Origin of the sequence: Micrococcus sp. 116, assembly GCF_902506395.1 — a bacterium.
Classification (GTDB): Bacteria; Actinomycetota; Actinomycetes; order Actinomycetales; family Micrococcaceae; genus Micrococcus; species Micrococcus luteus.
Window position 1 is genome coordinate 1,978,915 of record NZ_LR732370.1, and the last position, 17,309, is coordinate 1,996,223.

General features: G+C 73.7%; 19 protein-coding genes. 9 read left to right on the forward strand and 10 right to left on the reverse strand.

What is annotated here, in order from left to right:
- Together CITRIK5_RS09245 and CITRIK5_RS09250 are read left to right on the forward strand one after the other, a co-directional pair.
- Positions 1-285: integrase core domain-containing protein (locus CITRIK5_RS09245; protein ID WP_159833575.1), on the forward strand; the 285-nt coding region annotated here is incomplete at its 5' end.
- Positions 286-349: 64 nt separating this feature from the next.
- Complete coding sequence (locus tag CITRIK5_RS09250; protein ID WP_044659290.1) at positions 350-832, forward strand: pyridoxamine 5'-phosphate oxidase family protein; 483 nt, start codon at positions 350-352, stop codon at positions 830-832.
- 75 nt (positions 833-907) lie between these two features.
- Here the strand turns inward: CITRIK5_RS09250 and rlmN are convergent, their stop codons facing one another.
- Both rlmN and CITRIK5_RS09260 read right to left on the reverse strand, forming a co-directional pair.
- Positions 908-2,305: a 23S rRNA (adenine(2503)-C(2))-methyltransferase RlmN gene (gene rlmN, locus CITRIK5_RS09255; RefSeq protein WP_036384305.1), complete on the reverse strand. Its 1,398-nt coding sequence runs from the start codon at positions 2,303-2,305 to the stop codon at positions 908-910.
- Positions 2,298-3,170, reverse strand: a complete 873-nt coding sequence (locus tag CITRIK5_RS09260; RefSeq protein WP_044659291.1) for an oxygenase MpaB family protein — start codon at positions 3,168-3,170, stop codon at positions 2,298-2,300. The genes rlmN and CITRIK5_RS09260 overlap by 8 nt, the downstream gene beginning before the upstream one ends.
- A gap of 345 nt (positions 3,171-3,515) precedes the next feature.
- On the opposite strand from CITRIK5_RS09260, the gene CITRIK5_RS09265 reads away from it, so the two are divergent.
- Positions 3,516-3,788 (forward strand): three-helix bundle dimerization domain-containing protein, encoded by a 273-nt coding sequence (locus CITRIK5_RS09265; protein WP_227448856.1) that lies wholly within the window; start codon positions 3,516-3,518, stop codon positions 3,786-3,788.
- A gap of 275 nt (positions 3,789-4,063) precedes the next feature.
- Here CITRIK5_RS09265 and CITRIK5_RS09270 read toward each other — a convergent pair whose 3' ends face one another.
- Positions 4,064-5,308 carry an isochorismate synthase MenF gene (locus CITRIK5_RS09270; RefSeq protein WP_159833577.1) on the reverse strand — a complete coding sequence of 415 codons (1,245 nt, stop codon included), beginning with the start codon at positions 5,306-5,308 and terminating at the stop codon, positions 4,064-4,066.
- Between the two features lie 194 nt (positions 5,309-5,502).
- Here CITRIK5_RS09270 and CITRIK5_RS09275 point away from each other — a divergent pair, with 194 nt between their 5' ends.
- From CITRIK5_RS09275 to CITRIK5_RS09290, 4 genes are all read left to right on the forward strand, one after another.
- Positions 5,503-6,297, forward strand: a complete 795-nt coding sequence (locus CITRIK5_RS09275; protein ID WP_134417042.1) for a low molecular weight phosphatase family protein — start codon at positions 5,503-5,505, stop codon at positions 6,295-6,297.
- A 9-nt stretch (positions 6,298-6,306) separates the two neighbouring features.
- Positions 6,307-6,687: a metal-sensitive transcriptional regulator gene (locus CITRIK5_RS09280; RefSeq protein ID WP_002856860.1), complete on the forward strand. Its 381-nt coding sequence runs from the start codon at positions 6,307-6,309 to the stop codon at positions 6,685-6,687.
- Between the two features lie 41 nt (positions 6,688-6,728).
- On the forward strand, positions 6,729-6,947 hold the full coding sequence (locus CITRIK5_RS09285) for a heavy-metal-associated domain-containing protein (protein WP_036339566.1): 219 nt from the start codon (positions 6,729-6,731) through the stop codon (positions 6,945-6,947).
- A 66-nt stretch (positions 6,948-7,013) separates the two neighbouring features.
- Positions 7,014-9,422 carry a cation-translocating P-type ATPase gene (locus CITRIK5_RS09290; RefSeq protein ID WP_159833754.1) on the forward strand — a complete coding sequence of 803 codons (2,409 nt, stop codon included), beginning with the start codon at positions 7,014-7,016 and terminating at the stop codon, positions 9,420-9,422.
- Between the two features lie 51 nt (positions 9,423-9,473).
- Here the strand turns inward: CITRIK5_RS09290 and CITRIK5_RS09295 are convergent, their stop codons facing one another.
- Positions 9,474-9,887, reverse strand: coding sequence for a DUF4259 domain-containing protein (locus CITRIK5_RS09295; protein WP_036316745.1), 414 nt, complete (start codon positions 9,885-9,887; stop codon positions 9,474-9,476).
- Positions 9,888-9,998: 111 nt separating this feature from the next.
- On the opposite strand from CITRIK5_RS09295, the gene CITRIK5_RS09300 reads away from it, so the two are divergent.
- A complete protein-coding gene (locus tag CITRIK5_RS09300; protein WP_061866782.1) occupies positions 9,999-10,556 on the forward strand; it encodes an SRPBCC family protein in 558 nt (185 codons plus the stop codon).
- Between the two features lie 149 nt (positions 10,557-10,705).
- Here CITRIK5_RS09300 and CITRIK5_RS09305 read toward each other — a convergent pair whose 3' ends face one another.
- On the reverse strand, positions 10,706-11,023 hold the full coding sequence (locus CITRIK5_RS09305) for a putative quinol monooxygenase (RefSeq protein WP_020624654.1): 318 nt from the start codon (positions 11,021-11,023) through the stop codon (positions 10,706-10,708).
- Entirely contained in the window at positions 11,020-11,460 is a 441-nt protein-coding gene (locus CITRIK5_RS09310) for a hotdog fold thioesterase (RefSeq protein WP_020624653.1), read from the reverse strand. The genes CITRIK5_RS09305 and CITRIK5_RS09310 overlap by 4 nt, the downstream gene beginning before the upstream one ends.
- 61 nt (positions 11,461-11,521) lie before the next feature.
- Here CITRIK5_RS09310 and CITRIK5_RS09315 point away from each other — a divergent pair, with 61 nt between their 5' ends.
- On the forward strand, positions 11,522-12,424 hold the full coding sequence (locus CITRIK5_RS09315) for an alpha/beta fold hydrolase (protein ID WP_159833579.1): 903 nt from the start codon (positions 11,522-11,524) through the stop codon (positions 12,422-12,424).
- Between the two features lie 154 nt (positions 12,425-12,578).
- Here CITRIK5_RS09315 and adhP read toward each other — a convergent pair whose 3' ends face one another.
- The 4 genes from adhP to CITRIK5_RS09335 all read right to left on the reverse strand — a co-directional run bounded on the left by adhP (position 12,579) and on the right by CITRIK5_RS09335 (position 17,207).
- Positions 12,579-13,610, reverse strand: a complete 1,032-nt coding sequence (adhP, locus tag CITRIK5_RS09320) for an alcohol dehydrogenase AdhP (protein ID WP_159833581.1) — start codon at positions 13,608-13,610, stop codon at positions 12,579-12,581.
- 53 nt (positions 13,611-13,663) lie between these two features.
- The gene (locus tag CITRIK5_RS09325) at positions 13,664-15,187 is read right to left on the reverse strand and encodes an aldehyde dehydrogenase family protein (RefSeq protein ID WP_159833583.1); all 1,524 of its coding nucleotides are present in this window, start codon (positions 15,185-15,187) and stop codon (positions 13,664-13,666) included.
- 122 nt (positions 15,188-15,309) lie between these two features.
- Positions 15,310-16,779 (reverse strand): helix-turn-helix domain-containing protein, encoded by a 1,470-nt coding sequence (locus CITRIK5_RS09330; protein ID WP_159833585.1) that lies wholly within the window; start codon positions 16,777-16,779, stop codon positions 15,310-15,312.
- On the reverse strand, positions 16,776-17,207 hold the full coding sequence (locus tag CITRIK5_RS09335; protein ID WP_159833587.1) for a DUF779 domain-containing protein: 432 nt from the start codon (positions 17,205-17,207) through the stop codon (positions 16,776-16,778). The genes CITRIK5_RS09330 and CITRIK5_RS09335 overlap by 4 nt, the downstream gene beginning before the upstream one ends.
- Positions 17,208-17,309: the final 102 nt, after the last annotated feature.

Sequence of the window (17,309 nt, forward strand, 5' to 3'; positions counted from 1 at the left end):
CGGGCTGCGGACTTCACCGCGAAGGTGGTCTCGCTCGGGGGCCGGCATCACCGGATCCGCCCCTACACCCCGCGCCATAACGGGAAGGTCGAGCGGTACAACCGGCTGATGGTCGATGAGGTCCTCTACGCCCGCCCGTACTCCTCAGAGCAAGCTCGGCGTGAGGCCCTGCAGGTGTGGGTGAACCACTACAACTACCATCGGCCTCATACCTCCTGCGGGAACGCTCCTCCGGCCTCACTGGCACCGACCCGAGTCAACAACGTCATGCCCTCCTACACCTAGGGTCGGTGGTACGAGCCGGTGGCCACATCAGGGCGCCGGCACCCGACGACGAAGGAGTCACGCCATGGGCACCCAGGATCCCCGCGCCCGTCTGCTCGAGAAGCTCGCGAAGGTGAACGTCTGCATGCTGACCACCGCTGAGCGGGACGGCACGCTCGTCACCCGCCCGATGGGCCTGCAACAGGCCGAGGACGGCGGCACGCTCTGGTTCCTCACGCGCGCCACCTCCGACGTCGCCGCGGACGCTCCGCAGCGCCCGGTCAACGTCGCCGTGCAGGACAAGGACTTCTGGGCCTCCCTCGCGGGCCACGGTCAGCTCGTCCGCGACGACGCGCGCAAGAAGGAGTTCTGGAACCCGGCCACCGAGGCCTTCTTCGGTGAGGGCTCGAGCCCCGAGGATCCGCAGATCGTGCTCGTGCGCGTGGACGTGCAGACCGCCCAGTTCTGGGAGTCCCCGGGCGCGGTGGCCACCGCCGTCGAGCTGGTCAAGGCCAAGGTCACCGGCGGGACCGCCGAGCCGGGCGACAGCGAGACCGTCCGCTTCTGACGGCGCTCCCCGACGCCGGCCCCGCGGCTTGCCCGAGGACGGGCCGGTGGGCGCCGCGCGCGGGGCCTCGGCAGGTCAGTCGACGTCCTCGGCCGCCAGCTGGCCGCACGCGCCGTCGATCTCCTTGCCGCGGGTGTCGCGCAGGGTGGTGGGGATGCCGGCGGCGTTGAGCCGGTCCACGAACTCGCGCGTCACGTCCTTCTCCGAGGCGGTCCAGATGGAGCCCGGCGTCGGGTTCAGCGGGATCGGGTTCACGTGCACCCAGCCCTTGCCCCGGGCGTTGAGCTTCTTGGCCAGCAGGTCGGCGCGCCACGCGTGGTCGTTCATGTCCTTGATGAGCGCGTACTCGATGGACACCCTGCGCCCGGTGGCCACGAAGTAGTCGTACGCGGCGTCGATCGCCTCGTCCGCCTTCCAGCGTGAGTTCACGGGGATCAGCTCGTCGCGCAGCTCGTCGTCCGGCGCGTGCAGGGACAGCGCGAACGTCAGCGGCACGCCCTCCTCGGCCAGCTTCCGGATGGCCGGCACCAGGCCGACGGTGGACAGCGTGATGTTCCGCGCGGACATGCCCAGGCCCTCAGGCGAGGGGTCCACCATGCGGTGCACGGCGGCCATCACGCGCTTGTAGTTGGCCAGGGGCTCACCCATGCCCATGAACACGACGTTGGTGACGCGGTCGGCGTCGTGCCCGCCATCCTTGCGCTTGCCGCCCAGTCCGCCCTGGGCGATCACCTGGTTGGCCAGCACGATCTGCTCCACGATCTCCGCCGTGGACATGTTGCGGGTCAGCCCGGCCTGGCCCGTGGCGCAGAACGGGCAGTTCATCCCGCAGCCGGCCTGGCTGGACACGCACAGCGTCACGCGGCCGGGATACCGCATCAGCACGGACTCCACGAGAGCGCCGTCGAACAGCCGCCACAGGAACTTGACGGTGTCCCCGCGGTCGGTCTCCATGCGCCGGACCTCGGTGAGCAGCGGCGGGAAGAACGCCTCCGCGATCGCCTCCCGCTTGTCCTTGGGCAGGTCCGTCATCTGCTCCGGATCGGTGGTGTAGTGCTCGAAGTAGTGCACCGAGAGCTGCTTGGCGCGGAACGCCGGCAGCCCGATCTCCTTGGCCTTCTCCTGCCGTTCCTTCAGCGTGAGGTCGGCCAGGTGGGTGGGCGGCTGGGAGACGCGCGGCTGCTTGAACTGCAGCTGCGGTCGGCCGTCCGGGCCCATCGGCTGGGTCCAGCCCTCGGTCTTCGGCATCACCTGGGGGCGCTCGGCGGTGGCGGCCTCGCGGCGCTTGGGCGCGGAGAGCTGGTGGCCGACGCCGGCGCGGCGCATGCGCTCTCGGTCCTCGGCGAGCTGGCGCGCCTCGGACTCGTCGATCAGGCCGCGCTCGGGGCGGCCGAGGGCCGGCTTGCCGGCGCGGTCCCTCTGGCGGTTCGGGGTGGGCTTCGATCCGGGGCGGCGGGGCTGGTAGTCAGACATCGGCACCATTCTCCCAGACGGGGCGGACTTCGCGGCGGGTCGCCTCCACGTCGACGGCGCCGCGCGGCTTTCGCGTCCGGGGCAGCCCCCGCAGGACCCAGCGGACGACGACGCCGCGCACCGTCGCCGGCAGCGGCCGGTACAGGGTGCGCGCCAGCCCCCAGAGGCGTGCCTCCCGGACGGAGTCCCGCCCAGTCCAGGACCAGCCGAGGCCGGCGCGCACGCGGCCTGGGAGGAGACCGGCGGTGACGAACCGGGCCAGGGGCATAGCCGCCCGCAGCGGCGCGGGGACGCCCTGGCCGGAGAACAGGTCGGCGGCGACCCGCCGCGCGTCGTCCGTGACCTCGAGCCGGGCCACCCGGTCGTCCCAGTAGTCCGCAAACGCCGCGCGGTCGACCGGCCAGGCGGAGGCGGGGACCTCGAGGCTCGTGGCGAGCGGGGCGTACCCGCGGTAGAGGCGGTCGGCGTCCTCGGCGTCGAGGGCGCCCCACATCCGGCGGCGCACCTGCTCCCCCATCGCATAGAGGGTGGCGGCCACCCAGAGCTGGGCGTCCGGGTCGGCGGCGTCGTAGGGGTGGCCTCCGGCGTCGAGCCCGCGGACCGGGCGGTGCGCCGCCCGCACCCGGTCGACGACCGCGTCGCGCAACGGCGCGGCCTCGGGGAGGGTGACCGCGTAGATGTAGGCGAGCGTGTGGCGGAGCCGGCGCATCGGGTCCTCGGTGAACCGGGAGTGGACGGCGACGCCGGCCCCCACCGGCCGGTGCGCCACCTGGAGCAGGATCGCCGCACCGGCACCGGCGAGGATCACGGCCTCGCGGGCGAGGGCGGCCGCGGAGGTCGGGGCGGAGTGGCAGTCGGGGCGCATGGTCCCAGCCTCGCACCGGGCCGGGCGGAGGGGCAGGGGGCCGAGATGAACGGTGCCGTTCACCTTCTGTTCATCTTGCTGTTCGCCTGCCGCTCGTGGCACCTCGATCCGAGAACCGCATGATTGCGCTGATTTCGCGCCATGCAGGCATGCGCGACAGGGTGTCACAGGTCACGTTGGTGAACACGGAGTTGCACTCCGGGAGGAAATCTGTAAACTTGTTCACAAGCAGTTCACCTAGCGTTTACGGAACGCGAGGTCGGGACTCCACCGAACTCATCACCCGCGGCCCCGCCGCGACGATCCGCCGGACTCGTGGTCCGGCAACCAAAGGAGGTGCTCACCGTGAGCATCAACACGACCAGCCACCACCTGCCCACCGCCCCGAGCCCCCTCATGCAACGCCACGTGCTCCAGCGCGTCGAGGAGACCCTCCTCCGCCGCTTCGAGGGCACCGTCACCGCCGAGACCGTCCGCTCGGTCGTCCGCGAGGTCGTCGCCGACCTCAAGCGCGGCGCCCGCATCACCACCTTCCTGCCGGCCCTCGCCGAGCGCGAGGCCACCCGCCGCCTCCAGGCCGCGACGCCGGCCCACGAGGCCATGGCCGTCGCCGCCTGATCCCCCATACCGACGCGACGACCCGTCGGCCCGCCCCGCGAGGGGCCGTGGCCGGCGGGTCTTCTCGCCTCCCCGGACGCTTTCGTTCGGGAAACGGCGGGTGCCAGAACGCTTTCGTTCGGGAAACGGCGTGAACGCTCCGGGGCGCCGTTCCATCGACGCCCACGCGACTCCGAGGTGCGGCGCCGTTTCTCACACAAAAGCACCGCGACACGCCGCCGTTTCCTACACGAAAGCGTGGGTGACGCGAACGGGGGGGCACGGCACGGGAGGCCTCAGTCCGCGGCGACGCCCAGCGCTCGGCGCATCGGCAGGAACTTGGCCCGGATCTCCGTGACCTCCTCCTCGGGCACCGCTCCCGGGACCATCCCGCCCCCGGCCTGCAGCCGCACCCCGCCGGGCACCTGCTGGCCACAGCGCAGCGCCAGGGCGATCTCGCCGTCGCCGTCCTGGTCGAGCCACCCGACCGGGCCCGCATAGCGGCCGCGGTCCACGGGCTCGACCTCCGCGATCACCCTCACCGCGTCCGGCGTGGGGGTCCCGCCGACGGCCGCCGTCGGATGCAGCGCGGCCACCACGTCCAGCACGGTCCCCCGCCCGTCCCGCAGCCGGCCGCGCACGGACGTGGCCAGGTGGTGCACGTTCGGCAGGGTCAGGACGGTGGGCGCGGGGTCGTCGTCGGCGAGGTCGACGACGGGCGCCAGCGCGTCCAGCACCGACCGCGCCGCCCAGCGATGCTCCTCCGCCAGCCGCGGATCAGAGGCCAGACGCTCCCGCAGCGCGGCGTCCTCCTCCTCGTCCGCGCCGCGCGGCATGGACCCCGCCAGCACCCGCGAGCCCACGAGCCCCGCGTGCCGCGTGGCGAGGACCTCGGGCGTGGCGCCCAGCAGCCCGCCGACGGCGAACACCCAGGTCTGCGGGTACTCGCGGCGCAGCGCCCCGATCGCCCGCCACAGGTCGGCGTCGTCCGCGGGGACGGTCATCGTGCGGCTGATCACGACCTTCGCCAGCTCCCCGCCCGAGTCGGCCATCCGCGTCAGCAGCTCGCGCACCCCGGCCGCGTAGCCGGCGTCGTCCCAGGCATGGTCGGCGACGTCGGCGGGCAGGGGCACCTCGCCGTCGGCCAGCAGCCGGGCTCCGCGGTCCGCGGCGACGGCGGCTGCGAGCGCGTCCGCGTCCACGTGCTGGGCCACGTCTCGCACGCCGGACGGCGTGGCGCGGCGCAGATCCGCGGGGATGCGCAGGACCGCGGGCTCGGGCGAGTCATCGGCGAAGGTCGAGGAGATCCAGCCCCGCAGCGGGGCCGTCGGGTCCGGTCGCCCGGCGACGGCGGCCTGCCACAGCGCGGAGAGCCGGCGGAGCCGGTCGGCGCCGTCCAGGAGCACGGTCCAGCCGCCCTCGCCCCGCCACGCGTCGTCCCCGTGCGCCCACAGCACCGCCCGAGCGAACGGGGGGACGGCGGCCTCGGGGGTCCCGGTCGCGGAGGTGCCGAGGTCCGGGAGCAGGGAGCGGACAGACATGGCCCCATTCTCTCCCACCTCGGCGGACCCCCGCTCCGGGCCCGGGCCTCGGCCACCGCCCCGACGGCGGCGAGCGGCGTCGTCGGGCGCGGAGGGATCCCGTCAAGGCTTGCGCCGGCACACCCGACGTCGCAGGGTGGGGGCACCCGTTCACCTCGCGTTCAACCGACCGCCTTCCCCGGAGGACTCGCATCATGGCCCCCATCCCCCCGGACCCCCACGCCGATCACGCACCGGCGGTGGACGACATGCCGCTGGACACGACGGCCGCGCCGGACATCCCCGCCGCGGTGGACCCCGTGCCGCACGGGATGGCCGCGCACGTGCTCGAGCGCGAGGTCGGGCCGCTGATGGCGCGCTTCCCCGGCGTGGCCGACGAGGCGACGGTGCGTCAGCTCCTGTTCGACTCCTACGCCGAGCTCGCCGAGACGAGCCGCCACCCGGAGATGCTGCCGACCACCTCGGTGCAGCATGCCGCCTCGCGCCTGCGCGCCAGGGCGATCAACCAGGGCAGCATCGAGTCCCGCCACCCGCGTGTGCTGTTCGTCTGCCACGGCAACGCCGGCCGCTCGCAGATGGCCGCGGCCCTGCTCGAGAACCGCACCCACGGCGAGGTCAGGGCCCGCTCGGCCGGCACGGAGCCCGCCGGCGAGGTCATCTCCACCGCGTTCGAGGCGATGAACGAGATCGGCATCCCGCTGCACCACACGTACACCAAGGGCCTGGACCCGGACGTGCTCCGGGCCGCCGAGATCGTGGTGCTCTTCGACGGCGCGGATCCGTTCGAGATCCCCGAGGGCGCGCAGGTGCAGAAGTGGTCCGTGCCGTCGATCCGCGGCATGAGCCTCGAGCAGGTGCGCGGCGTGCGCGACGCCCTGGACCTGGAGGTCCGCGGCCTGATCGCCGATCTGGGCGAAGCCGCCACCCCGCTGCCGGAGGAGGGCACCCGCGTCGGCCGACCCCTTGACCCATACCCCCCTGGGGTATAGAACGGGGGTATGAGCACGGACAGCACGACGACGGCGCCCGCCGCCGCCTCGCCCCTTCCGTCCGCCGCGGCGGATGCCTGCGACGGCCACCGGCCCCCGCACGAGGTCCACCGGGACAAGGCGAAGCACCTGGCGCGACTGCGCCGCATCGAGGGGCAGGTGCGCGGCCTCCACCGCATGGTGGACGAGGACGTGTACTGCATCGACGTCCTCACGCAGGTCGCCGCCGTCACGAAGGCGCTGCAGTCCCTCAGCCTGAATCTCACCTCGGAGCACCTGCGTCACTGCGTGGCGGAGGCCGCGGTGCAGGCCGAGGCGGAAGGCCGCACCGAGCTCATCGACGAGAAGGTCGCCGAGGCGACGGCCGCCCTCGGCCGCCTGCTGCGCTGACCGGCGCCGTCGCCCACCCACCACCGCACGAGGAGCACGAGATGACCACCACCGACCTGAAGATCACCGGCATGACCTGCGGCCACTGCGCCGCCTCCGTCCGGGAGGAGCTCGGCGAGATCGCCGGCGTCTCCGCCGTGGACGTGGACCTGAACGCCGGGGGCGTGTCCACCGCCACCGTCACCTCCGAGGGCCCCCTCGACCCCGCCGCCGCGCGCGCCGCCGTCGAGGAGGCCGGCTACACGCTGGTGGAGGCCTGACCCCATGACCACCCCGCCTCCTCCACCCCGGCCGGCCCGCAGTCCGAGACCACCCGCCGCGTCGACCTGGACGTCACCGGCATGACCTGCGCCTCGTGCGTGGGCCGCGTCGAGCGCAAGCTGGGCAAGCTCGAGGGCGTCACGGCGTCCGTGAACCTGCCGCTCGAACAGGCGACCGTCACCGCGCCCGCCGGCGTCTCGGACGAGGAGCTCGTGGCCGCCGTCGAGAAGGCCGGGTACGGCGCCACCGTGCGCCGTCCCGCCCCGCCGGCCGGACACGCCGGACACGCCGGGCACGCGCACACCTCCGAGCACGGCGAGGAGCACGGCGAGGAGCATGCCGCGGACCATGACGGCGTGGACCACCACGACCACATGGCCCACGGTCCGAGTGAGGACGTGCTGAAGCCGCGCCTGATCGGCGCGGCGGTGCTGACGGTGCCGCTCGTGCTGATCTCCATGGTCCCGGCACTGCAGTTCCCGCACTGGGGCTGGGTCGCGTTCGCCCTGGCGGCGCCCGTGGCGCTGTGGGCGGCGTGGCCGTTCCACTCGGCGGCGTTCCGCGCGGCCCGGCACGGCTCGTCCACGATGGACACCCTCGTGTCCCTGGGCGTGCTCGTCTCCTTCTCCTTCTCGGCCGTGGAGCTGATCGTGGCGCCGGACATGACCGCCCACGTGGGCGGGACCATGGCGGAGATGGCCCACCACAGCCTGTACTTCGAGACGGCCGCGGTCATCACCACGTTCCTGCTGCTGGGCCGCTGGCTCGAGGCCCGCGCCAAGCGCGAGGCCGGCGCCGCGCTGCGGGCCCTCCTGGACCTGGGCGCGGCCCAGGCCACCCTCTACGACCCCGAGACCCACGACGAGCGCACGGTGCCCGCCCAGTCCCTCGCGCCGGGCGACGTCGTGCTGATCCGCCCCGGCGAGAAAGTGCCCACGGACGCCGAGGTGCTCGAGGGCACCTCCGCCGTGGACGCCTCCCTGCTCACGGGCGAGTCCGTGCCCGTGGAGGTCGGCCCCGGGGACGCCCTCACCGGCGCCACCCTGAACACCTCGGGCCGGCTCGTGGCCCGCGCGACCCGCGTCGGCTCGGACACGACGCTCGCCCAGATGGGACGGCTCGTCTCCGAGGCGCAGACCGGCAAGGCCCGCGTGGCCCGGCTGGCCGACCGGATCTCCGCCGTGTTCGTGCCGATCGTGCTCGGGATCGCCGTGCTGACCTTCGCGGTGTGGATGCTGGTGACCGGCGACCTGCCGTCCGCGCTGCGCGCCGGCGTGGCCGTGCTCGTGATCGCGTGCCCGTGCGCCCTCGGTCTGGCGACCCCGGTCGGCCTGCTGGCCGGCACCGGCCGCGCCTCGCAGCTGGGCATCCTCATCCGCGGCCCCGAGGTGCTCGAGGACTCGCGCACCGTGGACACGATCGTGCTGGACAAGACCGGCACCGTGACCGAGGGCCGCATGGCGCTCGCGGACGTGCTCGTCCTCGACCCCGCTTTCGTGGCCGAAACGGGCGCCTCCCGGAGCGCTTTCGTGGCCGAGACGGCGCCGGACCAGGCCGCCGACGTCCTGCTGACCCTGGCGGCCGCCGTCGAGCGCGGGTCCGAGCACCCGATCGCCCGCGCGATCGTGGCCGGCGCCGAGGAGCGCGGCCTGACCGTGCCCGGCGTGGCGGACTTCGCCTCCACGGCCGGCGGCGGCGTGTCCGGGCTGGTCGCCCTCCCCCACGACGACGGCGCCCTCGGCTCCGGCGCGCACGGCGCCGCCGGCCCGGATCCGGTCCGCGTGGCCGTCGGCCGCGGCTCCGTCCTCGAGACCGCCCTCGACGGCGGCATCCCCGCCGAGCACCGTGCCGCGTTCGAAGCGGCGGAGCAGGCCGGCGCCACGGCCGTGTGGGTCGCGGTCGGCGGCCGCGTGGCGGGCGTCCTGTCCGTGCGGGACACCGTGAAGGAGACCTCGGCGGACGCCATCGCCCGGCTCAAGGAGCTCGGCCTGCGCCCGCTGCTGGTGACCGGGGACAACGCCGCCGTCGCCACCCAGGTGGCGGCCGCCGTCGGGATCCCGGCCGAGGACGTGGTGGCCGGCGTGCGCCCCGAGGACAAGGTGGACGTGGTGACGCGCCTGCAGTCCGAGGGCGCCGTGGTGGCCATGGTGGGCGACGGCGTCAACGACGCCCCGGCGCTCGCCGCGGCGGACATGGGCATCGCCATGGGCTCGGGGACGGACGTGGCCCGCGAGGCCGCGCAGATCACCGTGATGGGCGACGACCTGCACCAGGTGGTCCAGGCGCTCGACCTGAGCCGCCGCACCCTGGGGATCATCCGGATGAACCTGTTCTGGGCGTTCCTCTACAACGTGCTCGGCATCCCGGTCGCGGCCCTGGGCCTGCTCAACCCGATGATCGCCGGCGGCGCGATGGCGGCCTCGAGCGTGCTCGTGGTGCTGAACTCGCTGCGGCTCACCCGCTACGCGCGCTGAGCCGGGGCGGGGCCGAGCGCGGGCCGGGTCCACCCCGGCCCGGCCGGCCGGTCAGGGCAGGCATTCGCGGGAGTACTCGAGCCACTGCTCGAGCTCCCCGGACTCCTCCCAGAGCTGGTAGAGCTCGGAGCAGGAGGGCTCGCGGATGACCACGCCGATCAGCTCCCGCAGGGTCTCGACGTCCTCGTCCGAGAACTGGTCGATGAAGGCGGTGAGGTCCACCTCGTCCGTCTCCGCGTGCTCGAGCAGGGCCTCGAGGTCCGCGTGGTCCTCGTTCCGGGCGATCCGCACGAGCGCCCCGAGGGTGAGGAGTGCGGCGCCCTGGCTCGCGGTCAGGTGGCCCTCGTCCTCGTCGCGACGGAAGTTCTTGCGGAACTCGTCCAGGTCGAAGGTGCCGTCGAGGACCTCGTCCACGATGTCCAGCGCGGTGTCGTTCTGGAAGACGTTTCTGCCCCATGCGCCCATGACCTGACCCTAGGCCCGGGGCGGGCCCCCGGCAAGAGTCCTGTGGTGTCCCGCCGAGGGGTGCCGTCGCCTCCGCTTCCGGTGTCCGCGGCGGTTCCTAGACTGGACGGCATGAGCACCGAGCCGACCCCCTCGTCCGCCACCCCCGAGACCGAGTCCGCCGCCGCGCCGTCGTCGTCCGGGCTGCCGCAGGCCGCCCCGCAGGCGGCGTGGCCCGAGCGCGTGGAGACCGGCGAGCACCAGGTGTCCTACCGGGTCACCGTGGCCGCGCCGGCGCACGAGCTGTGGGCGATGCTCGCGGACCCGCACCGCCATCACGAGGCGGACGGATCCGGGACCGTGCGGCCGAAGGTGAGCGGGCCGCACCGGCTGGCCGTGGGCGACCGGTTCCGCGTGGCCATGCGAAAGTACGGGGTGCCGTACACGATGACGCTGACCGCCACCGCCGTGGACGAGGACGAGCTCGTGGAGTGGGCCCACCCGGGCAGACACCGGTGGCGCTGGGCGTTCCGGGACAACGGGGACGGCACCACCGAGGTCACCGAGACCTTCGACTACTCGTGGGCCCGGCCGGCCGTGCGCCGCGCGTACGAGCTGCTGCGGGTGCCGGCGGACAACGGGCGGGGCATCCAGTCGAGCCTCACGCGGTTGGCCGGCCGTCACCTCTGAACCGACCGCGTCTCAGTCGGCACTTTCGTTCGGGAAACGGCGGCGTGTCGGGCACTTTCGTTCGGGAAACGGTCGGCCCTCGCGCCGTTTCTCGAACGAAAACGCGCCGGGGACCGCCGTTTCCCGAACGAAAACGGGGGGTGCGGGGGTCAGACGGCGGACCAGTGGGTCGCGGCCGGCGGCTGCGCCAGGTGCGGGGTGACGAGCGCACGCCACGCGAGGAACGCGTCGGACTCGCGGAAGGCCACGGTGTGGTCCTCGAGCGTGCGCCAGCCGATCAGCAGCCGGTAGCGCGCCGGGTCCTCCACCTGCCGGGACAGCGCGAAGGACGTCGCGCCCTTGTCCCGGAACAGCGGCTCGGCCTCGGCGACGGCGGCCTCGAACGCCGCCTCCGCCCCCGCGGCCACGTGCAGCTCCACCGACTCGACGACCGGCCCGGCCGTCGTCGCGTCCTGCCCGGCGCTCACGCGTGCACCCGCGGGCTCGTGGAGTGGCCGGTGAACCAGGCGACGAGCTGGCCGTCCGCCTCGATGCCGACCTCGATCATGCGGTCGCGGCCGAACTCCACCGACTGGCGGGCGGTCGCCACGAGGTGCGCGCCGAGCCTGGCGGGCGCCACGTAGGTGATCTCGGCGCGCCGGGTGACGGGGGCGGCGCCGAAGGTCGCCACGCAGTACGCCAGCGCCGAGTCCGCGAGGTGGAACAGGAAGCCGCCGTGGCAGATCTCGTGGGAGTTCACCATGTCCGCGGTGACGTCGCGGTGCAGCACCACGCGCCCCTCGGCCACCTCGCCGAGGGTGACGCCGTGCTCGCGCACCGCGGGGTCGTTCGCGTAGATCTCCTCGAGGCGGGCGAGGATCTCGTCCCGGCTCTGGCCGGACGAGCTCTGGGGGGTCTCAGTCATGGGCCCATTGTGTCGCAGGTCTGTGTCGCAGGTCGCGCCGCCCCGCGCCTAGGGTGGCGGCGTGACGCAGACCACCTCCACCCTCGTGCGCCTCCGCGCCCGCGACGGCTTCGTGCTCGCGGCCCGCCACTTGGCCCCCATGACGACGCCCCCGGCCTCGCCTGCCGGCACCGTGGTGATCGCCTCGGCGACCGGGGTGAAGGCCACGTACTACCGGCGCTACGCGGAGTTCCTCGCCGGCCACGGGTTCCACGCGGTCACGTTCGACTACCGGGGTGTCGGGGAGTCCCGCGAGCCGTTCGCCGTGGCGCGGCGGGCGCGGTGGGCGGACTGGCGCGCCCTCGACGCGGACGCCGTGCTCGGCTGGGCCCGGACGCGCCTGCCCGGCCCCCTCCTGACGGTGGGCCACAGCTTCGGCGGGTTCGGCGTCGGGCTCGCGGACGAGGCGCGGCATGTGGCCCGGCACGTGGCCGTCGGCGGGCAGCACGCCTACTGGCGGGACTACCGGGCGCGGCCGGGGAGGGCGCGGATGTGGGCGCGCTGGCACGCGGCGATGCCGGCGATCACGCTGGCCCGCGGGCACTTCCCGGGGCGGCGGCTCGGCTGGCTCGAGGACCTGCCGCGCGGGGTCGCCCTGGACTGGGCGCGCAGTCGCCGCGACTTCACCGCGAGCGCCCGCACCACCGCCGGCCGGGACGAGCTGCGCCGTCGTCTGGCCGCGTTCACGGCGGACGCGCTGATCGTGGCGCCCGTGGACGACGACTTCGGCACCGGCGCCGCCCTCGACCGCGCGGACGCCTACTCGCCGGGCCGACGGACGGTGCGCTGGCGGGTGCGACCGGAGGAACTCGGTGTGGCGGAGATCGGGCACTTCGGACTGTTCCACGCGCGGTTCGCGCCGGCCTTCTGGCCGGCCACGCTGGAGTGGCTGCGCGACGGCGTCGCCCCGGCCGCGGCCCGCTGAGGCTCGCGCACCGGAATCGCTGCGGCCCGTCCCGTCCCCGCGACGACGACGGCGGCCGCCCCGGCCCGGATCTCCGGGCGGGACGACCGCCGTCGCACTGGTGCGTGTGATGTGTCGATACTACCCCGCGCCCAGCGGATGCCCAGGCGGCACGTCAGTCCTGCATCGCGTAGTCGATGACGACGCGGCCCTCGATCTTGCCGTGGCGCATCTCGTCGAACACGTCGTTGATCTCGGTGAGCGGGCGGGTGTGGAACGTCGGGTGGATCTTCCCGGCCGCGTAGAACTCGAGTGCCTCGACCATGTCCTGCCGGGTGCCCACGATCGAGCCGCGGATGGTCAGGCCCTTGAGGACGATGTCGAAGATCGGCGCGGGGAAGTCGCCCGGGGGCAGGCCGTTGAACACGATGGTGCCGCCGCGGCGGGTCATCGCGATGGCCTGGCCGAACGCCTGCGGGTGCACGGCCGTGACGAGCACGCCGTGGGCGCCGCCGATCTTCTCCTGGATCTCCACGGAGGGGTCCGCGACGTTCGCGTTCACGGTCAGCTCCGCGCCGTGCCGGGAGGCGAGCGCCAGCTTGTCGTCCGCGACGTCCACGGCCACCACGCGCATGCCCATCGCCACGGCGTACTGCACCGCGATGTGCCCCAGGCCGCCGATGCCGGAGATCACGACCCACTGCCCGGGCCGCACCTCGGTCTGCTTCAGCCCCTTGTACACCGTGACGCCGGCGCACAGGATCGGGCCGACCTCCATCGGGTCCGCGCCCTCGGGGATCAGGGGCGCGTAGCGGGCGTCCACGAGCATGTACTCGCCGAAGGATCCGTTCATGGAGTAGCCGCCGTTGATCTGCTCCTCGCACAGGGTCTCCCACCCGGTGCGGCAGTACTGGCAGTGGCCGCACGCGCCCCACAGCCACGCGTTGCCGACCATGTCCCCGACCTTGAGGTTCTCGACGTCGGGTCCGACCTCCTCGACGATGCCCACGCCCTCGTGGCCCGGGATGAACGGCGGGGTCGGCTTCACCGGCCAGTCACCCTCCATCGCGTGCAGGTCCGTGTGGCAGACGCCCGAGGAGATGAGCTTCACGAGCGCTTGGTGCTGGCCGGGCGTCGGGCGCTCGACCTCCGTGACGTCGGCCTCTGTGCCGAACTGGGTGACGACGGCTGCCTTCATCGTGGTCATGGGGATCACCTTTCGTGGAGTGGGGAGGGGGGTCGTGCGGTGCCGGCACCGGCTCAGAAGAACCCGAGCTTGTCCTCGGAGTAGGAGACGAGCAGGTTCTTGGTCTGCTGGTAGTGGTCGAGCATCATCAGGTGGTTCTCGCGGCCGATGCCGGAGGACTTGTACCCGCCGAACGCGGCGTGGGCCGGGTAGGCGTGGTAGTTGTTCACCCACACGCGACCGGCCTGGATCGCCCGGCCCGCGCGATAGGCGGTGTTGCCGTTCCGGGACCACACGCCGGCGCCGAGCCCGTAGAGCGTGTCGTTGGCGATCCGCATGGCGTCGTCGAAGTCGGTGAACGTGGTCGTCGAGACCACCGGCCCGAAGATCTCCTCCTGGAAGATGCGCATCGAGTTGTCCCCGCGGAAGATCGTGGGCTGCACGTAGTAGCCGCCGGCCAGTTCGCCCTCCATCTCGGCGCGGGCGCCGCCGATCAGCACCTCGGCGCCCTCCTGACGGCCGATGTCCAGGTAGGAGGTGATCTTCTCGAGCTGGTCGTTGGAGGCCTGGGCGCCCATCATCACGTCCGTGTCCAGCGGGTTGCCGGTGACGATGCGCGAGGTCCGCTCCACGACGGCATCGAGGAACTTCTCCGCGATCGACTCCTGCACGAGCGCACGCGACGGGCACGTGCAGACCTCGCCCTGGTTCAGCGCGAACAGGGTGAAGCCCTCCTGCGCCTTGTCCCAGTAGGCGTCGTCGGCCGCCATGACGTCCTCGAAGAAGACGTTGGGCGACTTGCCGCCCAGCTCCAGGGTCACCGGGATGATGTTCTCCGAGGCGTACTGCATGATCAGCCGGCCCGTCGTCGTCTCGCCCGTGAACGCGATCTTGCGGATGCGCGGCGACTGCGCGAGCGGCTTGCCGGCCTCGAGGCCGAAGCCGTTGATCACGTTGACGACGCCGGCCGGCAGCAGGTCCGCGATCAGCTCGATGAACACCATGATCGAGGCCGGGGTCTGCTCGGCGGGCTTGATCACGACGGCGTTGCCCGCGGCCAGCGCGGGCGCCAGCTTCCACACCCCCATCAGCAGCGGGAAGTTCCACGGGATGATCTGGCCGACCACGCCGAGCGGCTCATGGAAGTGGTAGGCGACGGTGTCCTCATCCACCTGGGACAGGCCGCCCTCCTGTGCACGGATCGCGCCCGCGAAGTACCGGAAGTGGTCGATGGCCAGCGGGACGTCCGCGTTGAGGGTCTCCCGGACGGCCTTGCCGTTGTCCCACGTCTCCGCGACCGCCAGCATCTCGAGGTTCTCCTCCATGCGGTCCGCGATGCGGTGCAGCACGAGCGCCCGCTCGGCCGGCGAGGTGGCGCCCCAGGCCGGGGCGGCCTTCCAGGCGGCGTCGAGGGCGGCGTCGATGTCCTCGGCCGTGCCGCGGGCGACCTCGCAGAACACCTTGCCCGTCACGGGCGTGACGTTCTCGAAGTACTGGCCCTTGACCGGGGGTGTCCACTCGCCGCCGATGAAGTGCTCGTAGCGGGGCTTGAACTCGACCTTGGCTCCCTCGGTGCCCGGGAATGCGTAGACGGTCATGGTGCTGGCTCCTTTGCCTGCGGTTGCCTCGGCGCCGGGTGACGCCCTGCCGTGGCTGTGACGCTAGTCACAGGGAGGTTGCACGAAGGTTGCGGCCGAGCGCGGGTGAGGGGCGGGCCGGGTCAGGCCAGGTCCCGCTCGATCCGCTCGAGCGTGGCCACGGCGAGCGCACGCCGCGGCGAGTCCGTCGGCAGCAGACGCAGGGCGGCGCCCCAGAGCTCGACGTCGTCGCGGGCCTCGGGGCGGCCCAGGTAGGCCCAGAGCTGGTCGACATCCGCGTCCTGGGCGACGGCCTCGCGCAGCGCCTCCCCCAGCTCCGCGCGGATCGAGGCGACACCGGGGGACGCCGACCGCGGCAGCACCGGCCCGGCCGCCGCGTGCAACGCACGGTCCAGGTCCCCGGCGCGCAGCGCCTCCCGCGCGCACAGCAGGTCCGCGTGCACCTCCCCCACGAGCCGGTACGGCCGGGACAGCAGCTCCACCGGCGCCCCCACGTCCTGCAGCGCCCGGCGGAGACGGTGCACCTCGGCGCGCAGCGAGATGGCGCGGGCGGGGGCGGCGCCCGGCGCGGGCCGGGGACCGGCCGTCTCCTCCGGGTACAGCGCGACCTCGAGCTCGGCGCCGGTCAGGCCCGGGCCGTGCCACGCGAGGAGGGTGAGGATCTCGGCGTGCCGGCCGGTGAGCTCGACCCCGTCCAGCGTGGGCGGCAGGTGGCCGGTGACGCGCAGCAGGCCCGCGGCGGCGTCGTGGCGGTGCGGCGCAGCGGCGGGGCTCGGCTCCGGCGAGGCGGACGGCGGAGCCGAGGGGCCCAGCGTCGGGACGGTGCCGCGGGGACGGCCCCGGGACGGGGCGGGCAGATCCCGCCAGGCGGCATGCACGGCGTCCACGGTGGCCTGGAGCAGCGGCAGGGCGAGGTGGCTGACGGCATCCTCGCCGCCCGTGAGGTCCAGGACCCCGACGAGCCGTCCGGTGGCCGGGTCCGTGAGCGGGACGGCCGAACAGCTCCACGGGTGCACGCGCGGGCTCAGGTGCTCGCCACGGCTGACCTGCGTGGGGGCGCCGGTCGCGAGGACGATGCCGGGGGCGGAGGTGCCCATGGACGCCTCGGACCAGTCGGCGCCGGCCACGAAGCCCATGGTCTCGGCGTGGCGCACCGCAGTCCGGTCGCCCTCGACCCACAGCAGGTGGCCGCGCGCGTTGCCGATCGCGGCGAGCATCCCGGCCTCGGCCGCGGGGTGGATGAGCATGCGGCGGACCACCGGCAGGGCCACGGTGAGACGCTGCTCGCGGCGGGCGGCGGCGAGGTCGTCGTCGGCGAGGGTGGCCGGGTCGGTCTGGCCGGGCACCGCGGGCGCGGCCGCGGAAGCTCCTGCGTCGAGGGCCGACCCCGCGGGGGTGAGGGCGCCGAGGGAGCGCAGCCAGGACTCGCGGACCTCCCGCCGCAGCCCCTGGAGGGCGGCGCGCAGGCCCTGGTCCGCGCCGGTCGGAGCGGTGGACGACGACGGCGCGAGCGACAGGCGGACCGAGTCGAGGGACTCGTGGGCCCGGTCCACGGCGCGTCGGTAGGCGCCGGTGGCGAGGGTCGAGCTCATCGCGAGCCGGCCATCAACCGCGAACGGATCAGGAACCGCTTGCCCTCGGGCGCCTCGACGGAGAAGCCGGAGCCGCGCCCGTCCACCACGTCCAGGGTGAGGTGGGTGTGCTTCCAGTACTCGAACTGGGCGGCGGACATCCAGAACGGGATCTCCACGGCGGCCTGGTCCCCCTCGGCCGGCAGCGCGAAGGTGCCCAGCAGGACGTCGGCGGCGCCGGTCGTGAAGTCGCCGGCGGGATAGCACATGGGCGCGGAGCCGTCGCAGCAGCCGCCGGACTGGTGGAACATGAGCGGGCCATGGATCGGGAGGAGTCGGCGGATCAGCTCGAGCGCCGCGGGCGTCATGGCGACGCGGGACACGGTTTCGCCCGGCAGCTCGGGGCGAGCGTCGAGCGCATGCTCCGCCGACGAGGACGGCACGGTCATCGCGACCTCCTGGGGATGGGCGATCGTCGGTCCCCACACCCTAGCCTCCAACGTGATCCACGTCACCCCAGCCGGCGTGGTGGGGGGCGCGGGGGTGGAGAG

What these genes read in the sequence shown, in the direction of transcription:
- CITRIK5_RS09250 (WP_044659290.1), top strand. Translation starts at nt 350, where the DNA reads ATGGGCACCCAGGATCCCCGCGCCCGTCTGCTCGAGAAGCTCGCGAAG.
- rlmN (WP_036384305.1), bottom strand. Translation starts at nt 2,305, where the DNA reads ATGTCTGACTACCAGCCCCGCCGCCCCGGATCGAAGCCCACCCCGAAC.
- CITRIK5_RS09260 (WP_044659291.1), bottom strand. Translation starts at nt 3,170, where the DNA reads ATGCGCCCCGACTGCCACTCCGCCCCGACCTCCGCGGCCGCCCTCGCC.
- CITRIK5_RS09270 (WP_159833577.1), bottom strand. Translation starts at nt 5,308, where the DNA reads ATGTCTGTCCGCTCCCTGCTCCCGGACCTCGGCACCTCCGCGACCGGG.
- CITRIK5_RS09275 (WP_134417042.1), top strand. Translation starts at nt 5,503, where the DNA reads ATGGCCCCCATCCCCCCGGACCCCCACGCCGATCACGCACCGGCGGTG.
- CITRIK5_RS09280 (WP_002856860.1), top strand. Translation starts at nt 6,307, where the DNA reads ATGAGCACGGACAGCACGACGACGGCGCCCGCCGCCGCCTCGCCCCTT.
- CITRIK5_RS09285 (WP_036339566.1), top strand. Translation starts at nt 6,729, where the DNA reads ATGACCACCACCGACCTGAAGATCACCGGCATGACCTGCGGCCACTGC.
- CITRIK5_RS09295 (WP_036316745.1), bottom strand. Translation starts at nt 9,887, where the DNA reads ATGGGCGCATGGGGCAGAAACGTCTTCCAGAACGACACCGCGCTGGAC.
- CITRIK5_RS09300 (WP_061866782.1), top strand. Translation starts at nt 9,999, where the DNA reads ATGAGCACCGAGCCGACCCCCTCGTCCGCCACCCCCGAGACCGAGTCC.
- CITRIK5_RS09310 (WP_020624653.1), bottom strand. Translation starts at nt 11,460, where the DNA reads ATGACTGAGACCCCCCAGAGCTCGTCCGGCCAGAGCCGGGACGAGATC.
- adhP (WP_159833581.1), bottom strand. Translation starts at nt 13,610, where the DNA reads ATGACCACGATGAAGGCAGCCGTCGTCACCCAGTTCGGCACAGAGGCC.
- CITRIK5_RS09325 (WP_159833583.1), bottom strand. Translation starts at nt 15,187, where the DNA reads ATGACCGTCTACGCATTCCCGGGCACCGAGGGAGCCAAGGTCGAGTTC.
- CITRIK5_RS09330 (WP_159833585.1), bottom strand. Translation starts at nt 16,779, where the DNA reads ATGAGCTCGACCCTCGCCACCGGCGCCTACCGACGCGCCGTGGACCGG.
- CITRIK5_RS09335 (WP_159833587.1), bottom strand. Translation starts at nt 17,207, where the DNA reads ATGACCGTGCCGTCCTCGTCGGCGGAGCATGCGCTCGACGCTCGCCCC.